This window comes from Streptomyces sp. 2-1, assembly GCF_048564895.1.
Lineage (GTDB): Bacteria > Actinomycetota > Actinomycetes > Streptomycetales > Streptomycetaceae > Streptomyces > Streptomyces phaeochromogenes.
This window is the reverse complement of sequence record NZ_CP183383.1, coordinates 8,163,313-8,178,735: the sequence shown is the minus strand read 5'-3', so window position 1 is coordinate 8,178,735 and position 15,423 is coordinate 8,163,313. Positions and strand designations below refer to the sequence as shown.

15 protein-coding genes are annotated in these 15,423 nt (G+C 67.5%); 4 read left to right on the top strand and 11 right to left on the bottom strand.

Annotated elements, in window-relative coordinates:
• Positions 1 to 260: 260 nt before the first annotated feature.
• Complete coding sequence (gene ltrA / locus ACN20J_RS35970) at positions 261 to 1,520, bottom strand: group II intron reverse transcriptase/maturase (protein ID WP_266760885.1); 1,260 nt, start codon at positions 1,518 to 1,520, stop codon at positions 261 to 263.
• Between the two features lie 677 nt (positions 1,521 to 2,197).
• On the opposite strand from ltrA, the gene ACN20J_RS35965 reads away from it, so the two are divergent.
• A complete protein-coding gene (locus tag ACN20J_RS35965) occupies positions 2,198 to 2,794 on the top strand; it encodes an SMI1/KNR4 family protein (RefSeq protein WP_266760883.1) in 597 nt (198 codons plus the stop codon).
• On the opposite strand, the gene ACN20J_RS35960 is transcribed toward ACN20J_RS35965, so the two are convergent.
• Positions 2,761 to 3,066, bottom strand: a complete 306-nt coding sequence (locus ACN20J_RS35960) for a hypothetical protein (protein WP_353963673.1) — start codon at positions 3,064 to 3,066, stop codon at positions 2,761 to 2,763. The genes ACN20J_RS35965 and ACN20J_RS35960 overlap by 34 nt on opposite strands.
• Before the next feature lie 208 nt (positions 3,067 to 3,274).
• Positions 3,275 to 4,105: a hypothetical protein gene (locus ACN20J_RS35955; protein ID WP_266760879.1), complete on the bottom strand. Its 831-nt coding sequence runs from the start codon at positions 4,103 to 4,105 to the stop codon at positions 3,275 to 3,277.
• Positions 4,106 to 4,344: 239 nt separating this feature from the next.
• On the opposite strand from ACN20J_RS35955, the gene ACN20J_RS35950 reads away from it, so the two are divergent.
• A complete protein-coding gene (locus ACN20J_RS35950) occupies positions 4,345 to 4,638 on the top strand; it encodes a hypothetical protein (RefSeq protein WP_266760877.1) in 294 nt (97 codons plus the stop codon).
• Between the two features lie 139 nt (positions 4,639 to 4,777).
• On the opposite strand, the gene ACN20J_RS35945 is transcribed toward ACN20J_RS35950, so the two are convergent.
• Entirely contained in the window at positions 4,778 to 5,815 is a 1,038-nt protein-coding gene (locus ACN20J_RS35945) for an SPFH domain-containing protein (RefSeq protein WP_266760875.1), read from the bottom strand.
• 4 nt (positions 5,816 to 5,819) lie between these two features.
• Entirely contained in the window at positions 5,820 to 6,251 is a 432-nt protein-coding gene (locus tag ACN20J_RS35940; protein WP_266505292.1) for an NfeD family protein, read from the bottom strand.
• Positions 6,252 to 6,621: 370 nt separating this feature from the next.
• On the opposite strand from ACN20J_RS35940, the gene ACN20J_RS35935 reads away from it, so the two are divergent.
• Complete coding sequence (locus ACN20J_RS35935; RefSeq protein WP_266760873.1) at positions 6,622 to 6,876, top strand: hypothetical protein; 255 nt, start codon at positions 6,622 to 6,624, stop codon at positions 6,874 to 6,876.
• Positions 6,877 to 7,192: 316 nt separating this feature from the next.
• On the opposite strand, the gene ACN20J_RS35930 is transcribed toward ACN20J_RS35935, so the two are convergent.
• From ACN20J_RS35930 to ACN20J_RS35910, 5 genes are all read right to left on the bottom strand, one after another.
• Positions 7,193 to 7,786 (bottom strand): copper resistance CopC family protein, encoded by a 594-nt coding sequence (locus tag ACN20J_RS35930; protein ID WP_266760871.1) that lies wholly within the window; start codon positions 7,784 to 7,786, stop codon positions 7,193 to 7,195.
• The gene (locus tag ACN20J_RS35925) at positions 7,765 to 8,394 is read right to left on the bottom strand and encodes a superoxide dismutase family protein (protein WP_266760869.1); all 630 of its coding nucleotides are present in this window, start codon (positions 8,392 to 8,394) and stop codon (positions 7,765 to 7,767) included. Before ACN20J_RS35925 ends, ACN20J_RS35930 begins: the two co-directional genes overlap by 22 nt.
• Before the next feature lie 251 nt (positions 8,395 to 8,645).
• Positions 8,646 to 9,452, bottom strand: a complete 807-nt coding sequence (locus ACN20J_RS35920; protein WP_266760867.1) for a hypothetical protein — start codon at positions 9,450 to 9,452, stop codon at positions 8,646 to 8,648.
• A gap of 119 nt (positions 9,453 to 9,571) precedes the next feature.
• The gene (locus tag ACN20J_RS35915) at positions 9,572 to 11,338 is read right to left on the bottom strand and encodes a copper resistance CopC/CopD family protein (RefSeq protein ID WP_419669018.1); all 1,767 of its coding nucleotides are present in this window, start codon (positions 11,336 to 11,338) and stop codon (positions 9,572 to 9,574) included.
• 49 nt (positions 11,339 to 11,387) lie between these two features.
• The gene (locus ACN20J_RS35910; protein ID WP_266760863.1) at positions 11,388 to 12,119 is read right to left on the bottom strand and encodes a DUF1775 domain-containing protein; all 732 of its coding nucleotides are present in this window, start codon (positions 12,117 to 12,119) and stop codon (positions 11,388 to 11,390) included.
• A 1,721-nt stretch (positions 12,120 to 13,840) separates the two neighbouring features.
• Between ACN20J_RS35910 and ACN20J_RS35905 the strand changes: the two genes are divergently transcribed.
• Positions 13,841 to 14,206 (top strand): STAS domain-containing protein, encoded by a 366-nt coding sequence (locus ACN20J_RS35905; RefSeq protein ID WP_266760861.1) that lies wholly within the window; start codon positions 13,841 to 13,843, stop codon positions 14,204 to 14,206.
• A 108-nt stretch (positions 14,207 to 14,314) separates the two neighbouring features.
• Here ACN20J_RS35905 and ACN20J_RS35900 read toward each other — a convergent pair whose 3' ends face one another.
• Positions 14,315 to 15,328 (bottom strand): DNA-directed RNA polymerase subunit alpha, encoded by a 1,014-nt coding sequence (locus ACN20J_RS35900; protein ID WP_266760859.1) that lies wholly within the window; start codon positions 15,326 to 15,328, stop codon positions 14,315 to 14,317.
• Positions 15,329 to 15,423 lie beyond the last annotated feature (95 nt).

The window sequence follows — 15,423 nt, the reverse complement described above, 5'->3', positions numbered from 1 at the left end:
TGGTCAACTGCGCCGAACTTCACACCCTTGCCGGTCACGTCAGGTCCTTCACTCAGATGCTCACCAAACGTCAGGGCGAACGGCTTCCGCAGTGGCTCGACGCCGTCATCGCCGGCCTCACCTTGCCTTGGAGTTCCGGCGTCGTCGAAGGACACCCCAACCGAATCAAGATGCTGTCGAGTAGCCGGGGGCATTTCAGCCCCCGGCCCTCACAGAACCGTACGTAACGATCTCTCGTTATACGGCTCTTGCTGCCCTGGTCACCAGACGACGGGGACTGCTGGTACCCAAGCCCAGTGGGCGAAGAACCGGGGCCGTTGAATGACGGTCTTGTTCCACGCTTCCTGCGCCTTCTTTCGTCCCCGCAGTCGTTTGTATTTCTTGCGGATCCAGCGCATCAGGTAGGAATTAATGCGCCCCAGGAGGGGATAGAGCGCCGACCGGTAGAAGGCGCCGTAGTACTGCATCCAACCTCGTACGACTGGATTGATCAGCCGGGCGAGGTCCGCTTCGGAGACCTCAGTGTGTAGGTGCAGTCTCCAAGATCGCACCCGCTTACTGATCTTGTTCAGGGCGTCGTTGCTGACCGCTGGATTGAAGCCGGTGAACATCTTCCCAGTCTTCAGTCGCACCTGACGGGCCCGGAACGTGAACCCCAGGAACGTGAACTCGGTGTGCTCGTAGGAGCCACGCCGGTTGCTGTCCTTGCAGTACACGATCCTGGTTTTGTCCGGGTGCAGTTCCAGTCCGACCTCGCGCATCCGACTCCGGAGAGCAGCGAGCACATAGTGTGCCTGGCCCTCGCTGACGCAGTGGACCACTGCGTCGTCCACGTAGCGTTCGAAGGGAACTCCGGGAAACTCCCGGGCCATCCACGCATCGAATGCGTAGTGCAGAAACAGATTTGCAAGTACGGGCGAGACCGCGGAGCCCTGCGGGGTTCCTCGGTCCCGTGTCTGCAACGAGCCGTCGGGCAGCATCAAGGGTGCTTTCAGCCACCGCTTGACATACAGAACTGCCCACGGCAGATCGGTGTTTGCCTCGACCGCTTTGACGACCAGGTCCCACGGCACGGTGTCGAAGAACTTCTGGATGTCCAGATCGATCACCCAGTCCGTCTTCCAGCACCGCTGTCGGCAGGCCGTCACCGCGTCGAGCGCGGAACGCTTGGGGCGGTAGCCGTAGGAGTCAGGATGGAAGATTGGTTCGACCTTCGCTTCCAACTCCTGGGCCACGACCGTCTGCGCGATCCGATCGGCGACGGACGGCACACCCAAAATCCTGGTGCCGCCGTGCGCCTTCTCGATCTCCACCGCGCGCACCGGTGGGGGGAAGTACGACCCCGACGACATCCGATTCCAGATCTTGAAAAGATTGTTCTTCAGATCGGACTCGAACTCCGAGATCGTCTTCCCGTCCACTCCGGGTGCGCCCTTATTTGCCTTGACCTTCTCCCACGCCTCCCAGACAGCTCGCTTCGAAATCCCGAACGGCTTGTCTGGTACTTTCAGCTTGTTCACGCGACTCCTCCCGGAGCACTTCCGGTTGATCGAACAAACCAGCCACGGACAACCCGGCCCCTTCGCTCCGCCCCCATTACAGGGAAATCCCCACTACTACGAGCCGGTCCGCCGGCGTGCCCGGCGACGGTACTCAATCCCTCACGGGGTCACCGCTTGAGACACTCCCTCTCCCCCGCCCACACTGGCAGGGTTTGTCCGGGCACGCCTTCTCCTGTTCCACACGGAAGCCGCAGATCAGGCTCACGTCGTCTACATGCCGGACACCGCCTGGCCAATAAGCGGAACACCCGCCAGACTCTTCCCGGGATCCGCTTGACACCCCGGTTTTGATGTCGTCTGAATCTGTTTCGACACGTCAGCAACGATTCACTTGCGTTCGTCTTCCCGATCCCCACCTGACGCCTCACAGGCGCCTTTTCCTCATCGCTCACCACGACGGTCTTGAGGTGGTTTGGAGCCTCCCTCCGCAGAGCGACTCCGAAGGGCCAAAACCTTCATCATCCGTGCAGCACCGCATCAGGAACTCGACCTACATCGACTCCCCTTCACGTTCAGGACACACCAAGCGCCAGATATTCGGCCGGGCCGGCTTCGCTCTCCCACAGAAGAGGGTTCTCCTGGCCAGCTGACCCCAGCCCCCCCATAGGGTGACGGGGACGAGAGAATGGTGCAGCATGGACCCCCGCATACCCCGCCTGCGTCGCAAGCTGGCAGCGATCCCGTTCCAACCACTGCGCAGCCACTCCTTCGGGGAAGAGCAACACCAGTTCTGCCTCGGCCCGAAGCTGGCGGAAACACGCGTCACTGCGTTTGAGGCCGAGCACAACATCGCGCTGCCCGACGGCTATCGGCAGTTCCTCACGCACATCGGCGGCTCAGGCGCGGCGCCGTTCTACGGCCTCATGCCGCTGGAGCGATGTTCCCTGCTGGTCATGAATCCGCGCGCAGAACCAGGGACACCCCGCGGCTTCGACGACGCAGGACCCGGGGACCACGAAGGCGACCTCTTCCTCCACGTCATCGAGATGGGCTGCACCGACGTATGCCTCATCGCAGTGACCGGTCCCCTCACCGGCCGCGTCCTGATTGGCAACAGCGACGGCTTTTGGGGCCCCAACGTCTCCTCCGCCACCGACTTCCTCGACTGGTACGAACGCTGGCTCAACCACATGAGCGCCGGACGCGACAACCGGACCCTCGAACTCACTTCACCTCGACTCCGTGCCCATCCAGACCGTCATCGCATGGCCCAGAAATCTGACTCTCCGTGACTACCCGTCCTGGCCGTTCCGGAGCGTGAGAGGTTCTCGCAGGTCAACGCGGTGTCGGCCGATGATGCGTTCGACTGCCTGGGCCAGGTTGTGGAGCAGGTGCCATGCGTCAGCAACCTGCCGGGCCTGCGGAGCACCCGCGCAGCCCCGTCACGGTAGGAGCGGGCACGGTCGCGACAGATGACCCGCACTTCGGGATGATCTCGCAGCCACGCCGCGAAGGTATTCGCGGCGCGGTCCGCGAAAACGTCGACGGGACGGTGGGTGGTCATGTCGACCAGGATCGTCGCGTACTTACGACCGCAGCGCACGTCGAACTCGTCAACACCGAGATGCGCAAGGCTTTGTACGGTGGGATCCGGCAGGTCGAGACCGCGGGCAGTCAGGCCTCAAGTGCTGGCTGAGCGGGGCTGTTCGGCATCCGCCGTTCGCCACCAGGGTTACAGAGACGGGTCTGCCCGGAATCGCCTTGCGCGTTGCTTACCGAGGCCCCTCGGGCTGGTCCTTGGCCCACCACAGGAACGCGGCGGCGTGCTGTTGGTTGGCGAAGCCGTCACCGACCAGGTGGTGCAGGAGGTCGTTGCTCCACAGGATGAGCCGCCCGAGGGTCCAGTTCACTGACTCGGGCGCCGGCAGCTCCAGTCCGTAGACCAACCGTGCGATCTCACGCTTGCCGCCTGCCTGCGTCGTGTACTTGAGGATCGACAGGAAGCGATCCGGCTGCGTCACACAGAGGGCCCTCGTCAGGAGGGCCTCCTTGAATCCGGTCATGGCGAACGACTTCGTACCCGTCAGCAGGTGCTGAAGCCGGTCCGCGAGCGGTATGTCGTCGGGTCCGTACAGGAGGTACTCGATGGTCTGGCGGGTCGACTCGCCGGCCGCAGCATCACCCATGGCGTTCCAGGCGGAGTTGAAGGTGGCCTGGTTGCCGGGGTGGGCTCCGACATCGGAGTTGGCGAAGTCCTTGAGGACCCTGGGGTCACATGTCCGCAGCCCGTCCGAAGAGAAGATCTTCTGGTACTTCGCCCAGTAGGCCGCGACCTCGGACTCGAAGTCGGGCTTGGTGACGAGGTACTGCGCCTTGAGCCCGGTGACGCGTTTCAGCCGCTGGGGCTCGACGTCCTCGGGTTTCGGGAATCGGGCCTTCAGGTCACTGAAGGCGTAGGGCGGCTGCTTCTGCGGAGGAGCGGGCTCTCCGTGTTCCCATTGGTAACCGCACCGGTGCTTCACGACTCGACGTCCGCCGTCGAGAGAGCGGACCACCTCGATGTCCTCGTCCTCGCTGCACAGTGGACACATGGCCAAGCTCATGGCTCCCCCAACCCCGTTCCCATGGTGCTCATGCCCCATCGTGAACCGATGGGCCCGTGACCCAAGGGCCGCATTCTCGCACCGCTCAGAGCAGCCGGACACGGAACCACCCGGCCGCCTGGGCAGAGCCGGCAGGGGGAGAGCCGCACGGAGTCGGCCGTACTCACCGAAGACGCGGAGGAAAACACCCCTGCCAAGGCGGTTACGGACATCGGCTGTGGGCCACTGTTCGCCGGACCGTGCCGGACGGTTCGACACGCACCGACGAGGCCAGGGTGCCGCCCAAGACCCCGGCCGGCAGCCGGGTCACGGTGTGGATGTACAAGCGTGGCGGACTCACAGCCGAGCCTCTGACGGGCGGGGAGGCGCGCATCCACGCGTCTCTGGGAGGCGTGCCGGCCGCGACGGGAGCAGACGGGGCCGTGCTGGGCGCCGTCTGGATGGCGCGCCTTTACCTGGACCAGTGGCGGACGGAGCAATGGAACGTCGAGTGGGAACGGATCGACACCAGGTGGGGGCGGAAGACCGGCTGAGTTGACGGCCCATCAGGGTGTCGCCTTCATGAGCTCCTTGAACCGCTGCAGCAGGGCGCACCGAAGGCAATTGACAGATGATCATCCGCTCGGAGGCTTCCGGTGCGCGAGTCGCGTTGGCAGAGACCCCTGCCCGCCGTCAGCGAGGTGGGTGTGACGGGAGGGAATCAGGGATGACGCCCTCGGCCTTGGCTGCGTCGGCGAGGGCCGCGGCAGCGGCTTCCTCGGCCTGAGCCTTGTCGTTGGCGGCCTCAGCTGCCATGTCGTCCGAGGGCTTGTCACGGGTGGCAGGCGACTGGGGCAGCACCTCGGTGAAGGCGCGGGACACGTCCTGGAGTGCGGAGGTGATCTCGCTGGGGATCACCCAGAAGTTGTTGCCCGGGCCCTGCGCGAGTTGGGGCAGCGTCTGGATGTACTGGTAGGCGAGCAGCTTGGGGTCGGGATCGTTGCGATGGACGGCCTGGAACACCTCGTCGATGGCCCGGGACTGGCCTTCGGCCTGGAGGATGGCAGCGGTCCGGTTGCCTTCCGCGCGCAGGACAGCGGCCTGTTTGTCGCCTTCGGCGGTGAGGATCTGCGACTGGCGCTGCCCCTCGGCCCCGAGAATCGCGGCCCGCTTGTCCCTCTCGGCCCGCATCTGTTTCTGCATCGCGTCCTTGATGGACTGTGGAGGGTCGATGGCCTTGATCTCCACGCGGTTGACCCTCAGCCCCCATTTGCCGGTGGCCTCGTCCAGCACGCCACGCAGCTGGCTGTTGATGGTGTCCCGTGAGGTGAGGGTCACTTCAAGGTCCATGGATCCCACGACGTTGCGCAGGGTGGTGACGGTGAGCTGTTCGACCGCCTGAAGGAAATTCGCGATCTCGTAGAAAGCCGCTCGTGGGTCGGTGACCTGGAAGTACAGGACGGTGTCGATCTCGACGACCAGATTGTCCTCGGTGATGACCGGCTGCGGTTTGAAGGAGACAACCTGTTCCCGCAGGTCGATCACCGGGTGAACGCGGTCGATGTACGGGATCACGAGGTTGAGGCCGGGATTCAGGGTCCGCTGGTAGCGGCCGAGCCGCTCGACATTACGAGCGCGGGCTTGCGGCACGATACGGACCGCCCGCACCACGGTGAAAACCGCGATCAGCGCGACGATCAGGCCGGCAATGAGGAACGCCGAGGTTTCCATGGTTTCAGTCCCGGGGGTAGACGATCGCGGTGGCGCCGCTGATCTCCATGACGTCGACAGTGCTTCCAGCAGGAATCACCAGCGTCTCGTCATAGGCGCGGGCCGTCCATTCCTCGCCGTCGATACGGACCCTTCCGTCCCGGCCCGTCACCTCCGACACGACGTAGGCAGCCCTGCCGACCAGTGCGTCTATGCCGAACCGCTCCACTTGGGGCCCGAGTACATGGCGCAGCGCAACGGGACGCACGAACACCACGGTGACCGTAGCGACGACAGCGAACACCAAGAACTGGAAGGGCACCGGCAGCCCGACCGCAGCGGACCCCGCCGTGACCAAGGCGGCCGCACTCAGCATTCCGAGCGCAGCAGTGAGGGTGACGATCTCCGCCACAGCCAACACAGCTGCGATGATCAACCAGATCAGCCATGGATCCATTGCGTGCCTCGTCTGAACCGGTGCGGGCGCGAAGGGCCTGATTCTCATCATTGGACCCCGATACAGGACAGCCGCGATACCCCTGTGAAAGGAAACTCTGCCGGACGAACCAACATGTAAGAGGAGCCGAGCAGATCAAATTGACCCCTTCAGCCTTTACAGTCACTTTACCCGTTCGGAGAAGATCGTGTAGAGGTGCTGAACTGGGCCCGCACTTGCATGGCAAAGTCGTCAGCCTCGACGTTCCAGGGCTGTGGCAATGAAGGCGTCGAGAACCTCGTGCGGGCGCTGCACCGAAACGTCCGCCGGTTCGTGACAAGCCTCGGGTGCCGATCCCGAGTCTGCCGACGACTTGAGCCAGGACGCCTTCATGCGGGCCCTGGACAGCCTGCACCGCTTCGGAGGTCCCTCCGTGGTCCGCACCTGGCAGCTGCGCGTCGCCCGGCGCACGGTGGTCGACCACCTCCGGACCGCCGCCACGAGCTACGCCGCTCGGACACCGACGGCTGACAGACGGCCGCCGAGCGGGCCCGGCCACACGACTAGCCCAGCTTCGACGACAGCATTGCGCTCGTCGAGCTGCTGGCCCACCGGCCCGACGGGAACCGCCCGACGGGAACCGTGAGACGTTCGCCCTCCCAGTTACTGGGGCTGCCCTACGCGGAAGCGACGCAGGTCAGCAACTGCCCAGTGGGGACCGTGCGTTCGCGAGTCACGCGCCCGCACCTCCCTGATCGCCTGGCTGCAGGACTCCGAGCGCCCCACCGGTGGTCGCCGCGACCTGAGCAGCTCTGCTGGTCGACTCGGGCCCTGCGTGACGTCGGCCTCCAAGACCGGTGATGGTCTTGGAGGCCGACGGCGTCATAACAGACCTGGAGACTGCCTCTAGGACGTGCTCGGTGAACGCTACCGAGGCAGGGTGCGCCCAGGTCACACGTGCGTCATGCGGCGGTCCCCCTTCTCCCCGTCAGCCTCGCCCTACGCAGCGTGCGCGCAGCAAGGACACCGCCGCCCGCTAGTACGACGCCGACCACTGAGAAGACGACCGGCGCCGTGGTGCGGCCGAGTCCCAGAATCGTGCCGCTCTCGGCGCCGGAGCTCGGAGCCGGCAGGCTCCGTCCTCGGCAGGCGGACGGGGTGGCAGCGTTCTCGGTGCCGTCGGCGACCTCGAACTGGAAGGCGCTGCTCTGGGTGTCCCCGTCGGCGGAGATGACGGTGTAGGAGAGGGTGTTGATGCCCGCGCGCAGCGGGGTGACGGCCGCGCAGACAACGGAGTCGTCGGCGACGACGGGCTCCCCGACGGGCACGGTGTTGCCGTCGGGGCCGGTCAGGCTGATCTTCGGTGTGGTGCCGGACTTCAGTCGGCCGAAGGTCAGCGCGACGACGTCGATACCGGGGGCGGCCTTGGCGCCGGGTCCCGGTGTCGCGTCCTTCAGCGCGGTGTGGGCGTACGCGGGTGTGCCGCCGAGGAGCAGCAGCACGCACAGGAACCCCAGCAGGGCGGCCGGCGCCCTCAGAAGTCGAAGTCCGCGCATGCTATCCGGTTGTCCATGGCAGCGGCAGGGTGGACGACGAGGGCGACCGCGTCCTCACCGGTCTTGCGGTCGTTGTTCACTGTGGTCATGCCCATGCCGGACTTGTCGGCGGTGAACATCAGGTGCACTTCGTTCGGCGGTGTGGTCGCTCCGCCCTTCTCGAACTGGAAGTGCTCCCCACCGCCCTTGGTGGAGCATGGCTGGGCGTGCAGGTGCGACATGTACTTGTCGCCCGGCTTCAGGCCGGTCAGGGACACTGTCACTGTGGTGCCCTTCGGGCCCTGGGCCAGCCAGGCCGTGCCCTTGACGTCGTCCATGCCGGGCGGGCGGGTGTCCAGCAGCTTGAAGGGACCCTTCGCCACCTCGGCGTCGGGGATCTTGTCGGCGGGGGTGGCTGACGGGTCTCCCATCGCCATCCCCGGCATGTCGTCCATGCCGGCCGAGGGAGGGGATGAGTCGGCGGCCGTCTCGTTCGCGGACGCGCCGTCGGAGGAATCACCGCCGCAGCCGGACATCAGCAGGACCGCGGCCGTGAAACCGGTGCAGCAGGCGGTGAGACGGATACGCGGGCGTCGCGTTCCCGCGGCCCCGTCCCGTCCGGACGTCACCGGTGGCTCCGATGGCGCGGTGTCACGCAGGTGTGAGCACTTGGATGTGTGGTGGTGCTGGGACATGGAACTCCCGATCGATGAAGCAGGCTGGCCCGCCGCGACACCGCAGCGCCTGGTAGGCAACCGCATGTCGGGGCCGGTGGCGCGGCGGACACAGCCCGGGCCAAAGAGGACATGCCGACGTGCTTACGGGCACGCCGGCCATCCGCCTGTCCCCCGCCCTCGGCCGCTCGATAGTCGGGCCGTTGTCAGATCCGTACGGCGAGCAGCGGGTCGGGAGACGGGCGATGTGCTGATGAGCGGCCCGTCGGTGGCCCTCTGCGAACGACAGAGTGTCTCAGGGAGGAGGGAGTCGATCGCGAGTCCTCCGTGGCGCCGTCGGCTGCTCGGCACGTCGGGACCTCGCGCCGGTCGGCCGTACGGAAGAGCACGCGGCAGACCCTGCGAAACGGCGCGAACAGGGCGGCTGCCAGGGCCCGGCCGATCCTGTGCACCGCCGCCTCGCCCCGCCAGAGCCACACACCGCACGCGACGGCGGCGAGCAGGTGCGCCAGGAGCATCCCGGCCGAGACCTCGTGAGTGACGGCGGACAGGAGCGGCGCGTCGGAGGGCACTTGCATCGCCCGGGAATGCATACCGGAGTGGTCCATGCCCATGCCGGAGTGGGAGAACGCCATGCCCTGTGTGCCCGAGAGGCGCTCCGTCGTCGGGATGCCCGCGGCGGTCGGTGGTCGGATCAGCTGGTGGGCGAGGCTGAACAGCAGATGCAACAGTCCCTGTGCGACGACCGTGGCCCCGATGATCGTCGCCGCACGACGTTCCCGGCCGGTCAGCCACCACGCGCCCGAGGCCGTCCCGGCGAACGCGACACCAACCGCCCACCAGGGCAGGACATCGTTGGTCATCAGCGTATGGCCCAGCGCCGTCATCACAACGCATAGGGCCGCGAACACCGCGGCCCGCACCAGACGCAGAGCATCGGCGGCCCCCTGGGGGACTCCCGACGTACGGCACACCCGGTCCGCTCCGCCGGCGCGGCGGTGCATTCGGGGCATGGGACAACTCCTCAGGGCTGGCAGGCTTGTTGTTGCTTACGGATGGCTGCGCGAAAGCGTTCATACACGTGCGGACCGGCGGGCGACCTCCCCCGGGATGCCGGCCCCTGCCCAGGACCTCAGGGGATGATGTTCACGGTCTTCTCCACGGTGACCTGGTCGATATCGGAGACGCGGACAGTCGCCCGCATCGTCCACGTCCCGGCGATCGGGAGGCTGAGGTTGTCGCTGCCCCAGTAGCCGCTCTGGTCGGCGAGTCCGGCATCGAGCGGTCCGACTCCCTGCTCGGAGTGTGTGAGGGTCAGGCGCAGTTCGGGGATGGCGATGAGGCTTCCGTCAGCGCCGTAGGCGGTGGCTTCCACCACGTTCCGGCCGACCCGGCCCGGCTGCAGGGTGATCTGCACCCTGCCGCTCCCTGTTCGGCCCGAGGCGCCCGTGTCGAACGGCACCATCGTCAGGTTCACATCGGGCCGCCCGGGCACCCGGGAAGCCGCCACGGTCTCGGCGTCGGCCCGACCTGGCTGACTGCCCGTCAGCACAGTCGTCACCGCGAGCACCACGACACCGATCACCACCTCGGCCAATACGGACCTGCGCAGGCCGCGCCGCTGCTCCTGGGAGCCAGGCCCGGCCGTACCGGTTTGATCCGTCCGGTCGGGTGGAGGGCTTTCGTCGCCGCCGCCCGCCGTGACCAGGACCGGTTCCTCCCGGGGCACGTGCAGCAGCCGCTCGGTCCAGTTCCGGGAGTACGACGCAGCCGCCAGCATCAGTGTCACGGCCCCGACCTTCAGGGCGAGCGTCCTGCCGTACGGGGTGGTGAACGCCTCCCAGGAGCCGAGCCCGCGCCAGGACTGGTACACGCCGGTGGCCGCTAGCACCGCCACGGAGACAAGGGCGAGCCGGGAGAAGCGGGCCACGGCGGCGGGCGGGAGCGGGTTGTCGGCCGGGGCACGCACCAGAGCCACCAGCAGCGCCGTCAGACCGCCGAGCCACACCGCCATGGCCAGCAGGTGCAGTACGGACGAGACCATCGCCGCCGGTACCTGAATGCCGGTGGATGCGTGCTCGGCCACCGCCCAGGTCCCGGCCAGGCCAAGGGCGAGAGCACCGCCCGCCGCAACCGTACGCCGGTCGGCCTGCCACTCGGACGGGTCACGCCTCCTAAGGAGCAGAGCGATCAGCAGGAGCAGGGCCAGGCGGACCAGCAGCGCGACGCCCGGCCGGCTCTCCGCCGTGCTCCGCAGCAGCCGCGGGTCGAACACCCCGGCCGGCCCATCCCCGCTCGCGTACGGTCCGCGTGCCAGCAGCAGCGTGACCGTCGACAGCGCCAGCGTCCACCACCCGGCCAGGAACAGCCTGCGCACTCCCCGTAGCGAGGTGGCCCCGGGCCAGCAGACCAGGACGAACACCGCCAGGCCGATCAACAGGGCCAGGCCGGCATAGGCGACGTAGCGGCCGATGCCGTAGAGCACGTCGACCACGGAGTCCACGGCAGACTCGGCGGCGGCCTCGGCGCGGGTCTGCGAGGGCGCGCCGACGGAGAAGACGAAGGCACCGGAGACGGCGTGACTGTCCGCCGACAGCACCCGCCAGGAGACGGTGTACGTGCCCTCCTTCAAACCGCCGGTCAGCGCCACGCGGGCGGTGTCCCTCTTGCCGCCCGCATGCGCGGGGTCGCCCGCGGTCACCGGACGGCCGTCGGGGTCGAGTACACGCAGGGAGTCCTCGGCGAGGCTGACGGACTCATTGAAAGTGGCCGTGACCTGCTTCGGCGCCGTCTTGAGCACGCTGCTCTCGCGCGGGTCGCTGCCGGTCAGCACCGCGTGCGCCGAAGCCGGTGCCGCGCCGCCGAGCAGGACACCCGCGAGTACGGCGACCACCACCAGCAACGCCCTGCCGATGTGACCGCTCTCGTTCACGTGTCGTCGTTCCACGTCAGAACTCCGGGTCGGCTGCGGGGACATCGGATGCTCCGGAGGAGACTCGGCGCCTGCCCAGCCACCACGCGCCGCCACCCAGCACGAGCAGCACGGCGATCGCGGAGCCGACGATCAGGCCGGTGGACGACCCGGATTCCTGAGAAGTCGCTGTCTTCCCGGCAAGCCGGGCGTCCGTCGCTTCGGCGGCCGGGCCGCTGGTGGACGAGCTCAGGTCGGCAGAGGCCGTGTCTGATGCCGCAGCAGCCAGCTTCAGCACGGGGGCGGGCTGTTCGGGCTCCACGCCGCCGCCCGGCAGCTCGATCCAGCGGGCGGTCTCGCCATCGCCGTAGGTCTCGAGGGTCTTGAACACGAGCTGCCCGGTGTCCGGCAACTGCCGGACCCTGACCTTGTATTCGGCGTCGGCTCCGGTCCTGAGGGCAGGGCCTGCGACGGTGTAGCCGTCGTCGCCCGGCTTCAACTTCCACCCCTTGGGTGCATCGGCGAGCGTGACGTCACCCGGTGCGATGCCATCGGGCAGGACGACGCGCAGTTCGGTGAAACCGGCGGTGTCCGACTCCGCCTCGGAGACGAAAGTGAGTGTGACGTTCTCGGCCAGGGCCCGCGGGGCGTCGGCCTCGACCTCCGCGTGAGCGGAGGCGGGATCAGCCAGGGCCAGGACGGCCGTCAGCGCGGCGGCGCCGGCCGCGGCGACACAGCCCGCCGCGCGGGCAGCGTGGTGCACGGACACAGAGATGCTCCTTGCGGGACAGCCGGGCGGCCCGTGAGGGCCGCCCGGGTGAGGGACGACTCGGGACGTGGGCGTGTCCCGGCGGTCCTCTGCGCACCAGCGCGTGCTCCAGGGAATGTGTCCATGCCCGCGCGTGAGGCGCGGCGTATTCGGTGAGAGGTACGGCGGGCAAGGGGCGGACCTGAACGCCCGCCCGTAGCAAGCGGACCCAGGCGGCGACGGCGGCCGCGATGCCGCGCACGGCACGCGTGATGGCCATGGCGGCTGCCACAGCGGCGTCGGCACTGTGCAGCAGCCAGGCCACCGCCGGTGCGGCCAGCACGTGGACGGCGGTCAGGGTGGTACAAGCGTGCTGCCAGGCAGGACCGTCCGCCATGGCCGCATGACCGGGCATGCCGTGAGCGGCGTGGCCGACCCGGACGTTCCTCTCGGGATCCCGCTCGCCCATGATCGTCAACACCAGATGCAGCACGCCTTGCACGGCAAGAGCGCATCCCAGAGCTGCGGGGAACGAGAAGCGCCGACGGGCAACAGGCCAGACCGCGATGAACTGCGCCCCCGCCAAGAGCAACACGAACCGCCACGGCACCGCCCCGTCGGCGACAGCGACATGCCCCAGGGCTGCAAGGACACTGCCGGCCAGCGCGAACGCCCCAGCCCTGACACAGACCAGGGCACGACTCGCCTCCGGCCGACCGGGGTGGCCGTCGAGGATTGTCGCGGGCTGGCTCTGAATGCTCGCCCCTCTTTCCGCAGCGGCAGACCACCGTCGGTGGCCTGTCACGCGTCTGCGCCGCTCAAGGAGATACGGAAACGTCACCGGCTGCGTTCACCTGCCCGCGCAGTGGCTCAAGGATCGGCTGAGCGCGGTCCCGTCACGGACGAGAGACACGGGCGCTGCGGGACCGGCTCCAGCGGGGCCGGCGGAAGCAGGCACTGGGTGGGGCGAACGCGCGTGGCCCACTCCCCGCCCCGCCGATCGCGCGCCACGCCGCAGCGGTCCTCGCCGAAGCCGGCCGGCACGGCCACAAGCACGCCGTCGACGCCACGCTCGGCGTCACCGCTCTCGCCGCTCCCGGACGGATCGCGGTCATCACTTCAGGTCCGGAGGCCATGACCATGCTGGGTGGCGGACGGGCCCACCGTGATCTAGGTTTGGGCGAGCTCCTCATCGATGGGGTCGACCCTTTCAGTCCGGGCCGTCAGTGGGCCGTCTAGGGCCATCGGTCGTAGCGCTCAACGGCCCTTCGATGCGCTGGTAGTTGATGGGTTGCCGGTGATACTGGCATTTCGCGTACTGGGGCAGGAAAGCCTCGACGCTGTTGCCGGACCGCTGGGCGGCTTCGGCCTGGTCCGCGCCCGCACACAGGCAGGTGGACCGGGCCGAGTGCGGCAGGTCGTACGGCGTTTCGCGAGCGGGATGTTGGTGTGGGTGGTCGGCAGGGCGAGACAGAGGGATCTCCTCCGGCACACCGACGTGTCCTCTGCGACCCCGACAACGTAGCGGTGTCGGGACTCCGCGCAGTCACGCTGCGGGGAAGGTCCAGACCGTGCCGCGATTCTCATCTGCCGATCCCACCATGCCGGGCACTCGCCATGGCTTCGACCACATCAGACCCGCATGACGCGACGGAGACGGGGCAGGCGAAGCAGCGAGGCTCTCTGTTCTGTGGGACGACCCGGGCTTCGCACACCTACCACCCGGCAGGCGGAGGGCGGACATGGAGGTACAGCCGCTACGGCTCACCCCTCGCTGGGCCGATGTCGGCCTGCTAGTCGTCGAAGCGGAAGGAGTCTTCAATGCGACTACGGCACCCTTGTTGTGTGGGCCGCTTGTCAGGCTCCTGCGCGTGGGACACCGCCGCTTCGTGGTCGATGCCGAACGGGTGACACACTTCAACACCGTCGGTATCCAACTGCTGGCCGCGACACGCCAAAAGATCCGAGCCGAGGGCGGCACGCTGGCCCTGGTCGCGGGGGCGGATGCGCGAAGCGCCTTCGAGACCGCGGACCTCGGCCGACCGACTTTTCTGTACACCACCGTTGTCGAGGCGGCACGGGCCTGCGAAACCTCACACCAGGACTGACGATGTCCTCCGCGCCTTGCGAATGTCGGGGCAGTACAACACCGAGGTGCACGACATCTTTCTCCACCGCCTCAGGACTTCTGCCCCTCGTTGACGGCTTTCCAGCTTCTAGTACTGCTCGGTCTCGACGAGGCCCGCGTCCGCATCGTCGTCCGCGCTGTAGGCGGCGGTCGGGGCGAATCCGGGCGGGCTGTCCTTGAGCGCCAAGCCCATGCCGGCGAGCTTCGCCTTGACCTCGTCGATGGACTTCGCACCGAAGTTGCGGATGTCGAGCATGTCGGCCTCGGAGCGGTCGACGAGTTCACCCACGGAGTGGATGCCTTCGCGCTTGAGGCAGTTGTAGGAGCGGACGGTGAGGTCGAGCTCCTCGATCGGCAGAGCCAAGTCGGCAGTGTGAGCGGCGTCCGTCGGGGACGGACCCATGTCGATGCCCTCGGCGTCGATGTTGAGCTCACGGGCGAGCCCGAACAGCTCGACCAGGGTCTTGCCCGCCGACGCCATGGCGTCACGCGGACGCATCGCCTGCTTGGTCTCGACGTCGACGATCAGCTTGTCGAAGTCGGTGCGCTGCTCGACACGCGTCGCCTCGACCTTGTACGTGACCTTCAGAACGGGCGAGTAGATCGAGTCGACCGGGATGCGCCCGATCTCCTGACCGACCTGCTTGTTCTGGACGGCGGAGACGTAGCCGCGACCGCGCTCGACGGTCAGCTCCATCTCCAACTTGCCCTTGCCATTGAGCGTGGCGAGGACCAGGTCGGGGTTGTGCGCCTCGACACCGGCCCGCAGGTCGATATCGGCAGCGGTGACCAGACCTGGACCCCGCTTGCGCAGATACATCACGACCGGCTCGTCCTGCTCACTACTCACGACCAGCTGCTTGATGTTGAGGATCAGGTCGGTGACGTCCTCCCTGACGCCCGGCACGGTGGTGAACTCGTGCAGGACACCGTCGATACGGATGGACGTGACCGCGGCGCCCGGGATCGAGGAAAGGAGCGTACGACGCAGGGAGTTGCCGAGGGTGTAGCCGAAGCCCGGCTCCAGCGGCTCGATCACGAACCGGGAGCGGAACTCGTCGACGACCTCTTCGGTCAGCGACGGACGCTGAGCAATCAGCACGAGGTGTTGCCTCCAGTGGTTCGGCGTCCGCCATTTGACGACGTAGACACTACAACGCCCTCCCCCAGCCCTCCCATCCCTGCCGCCATCAAGCC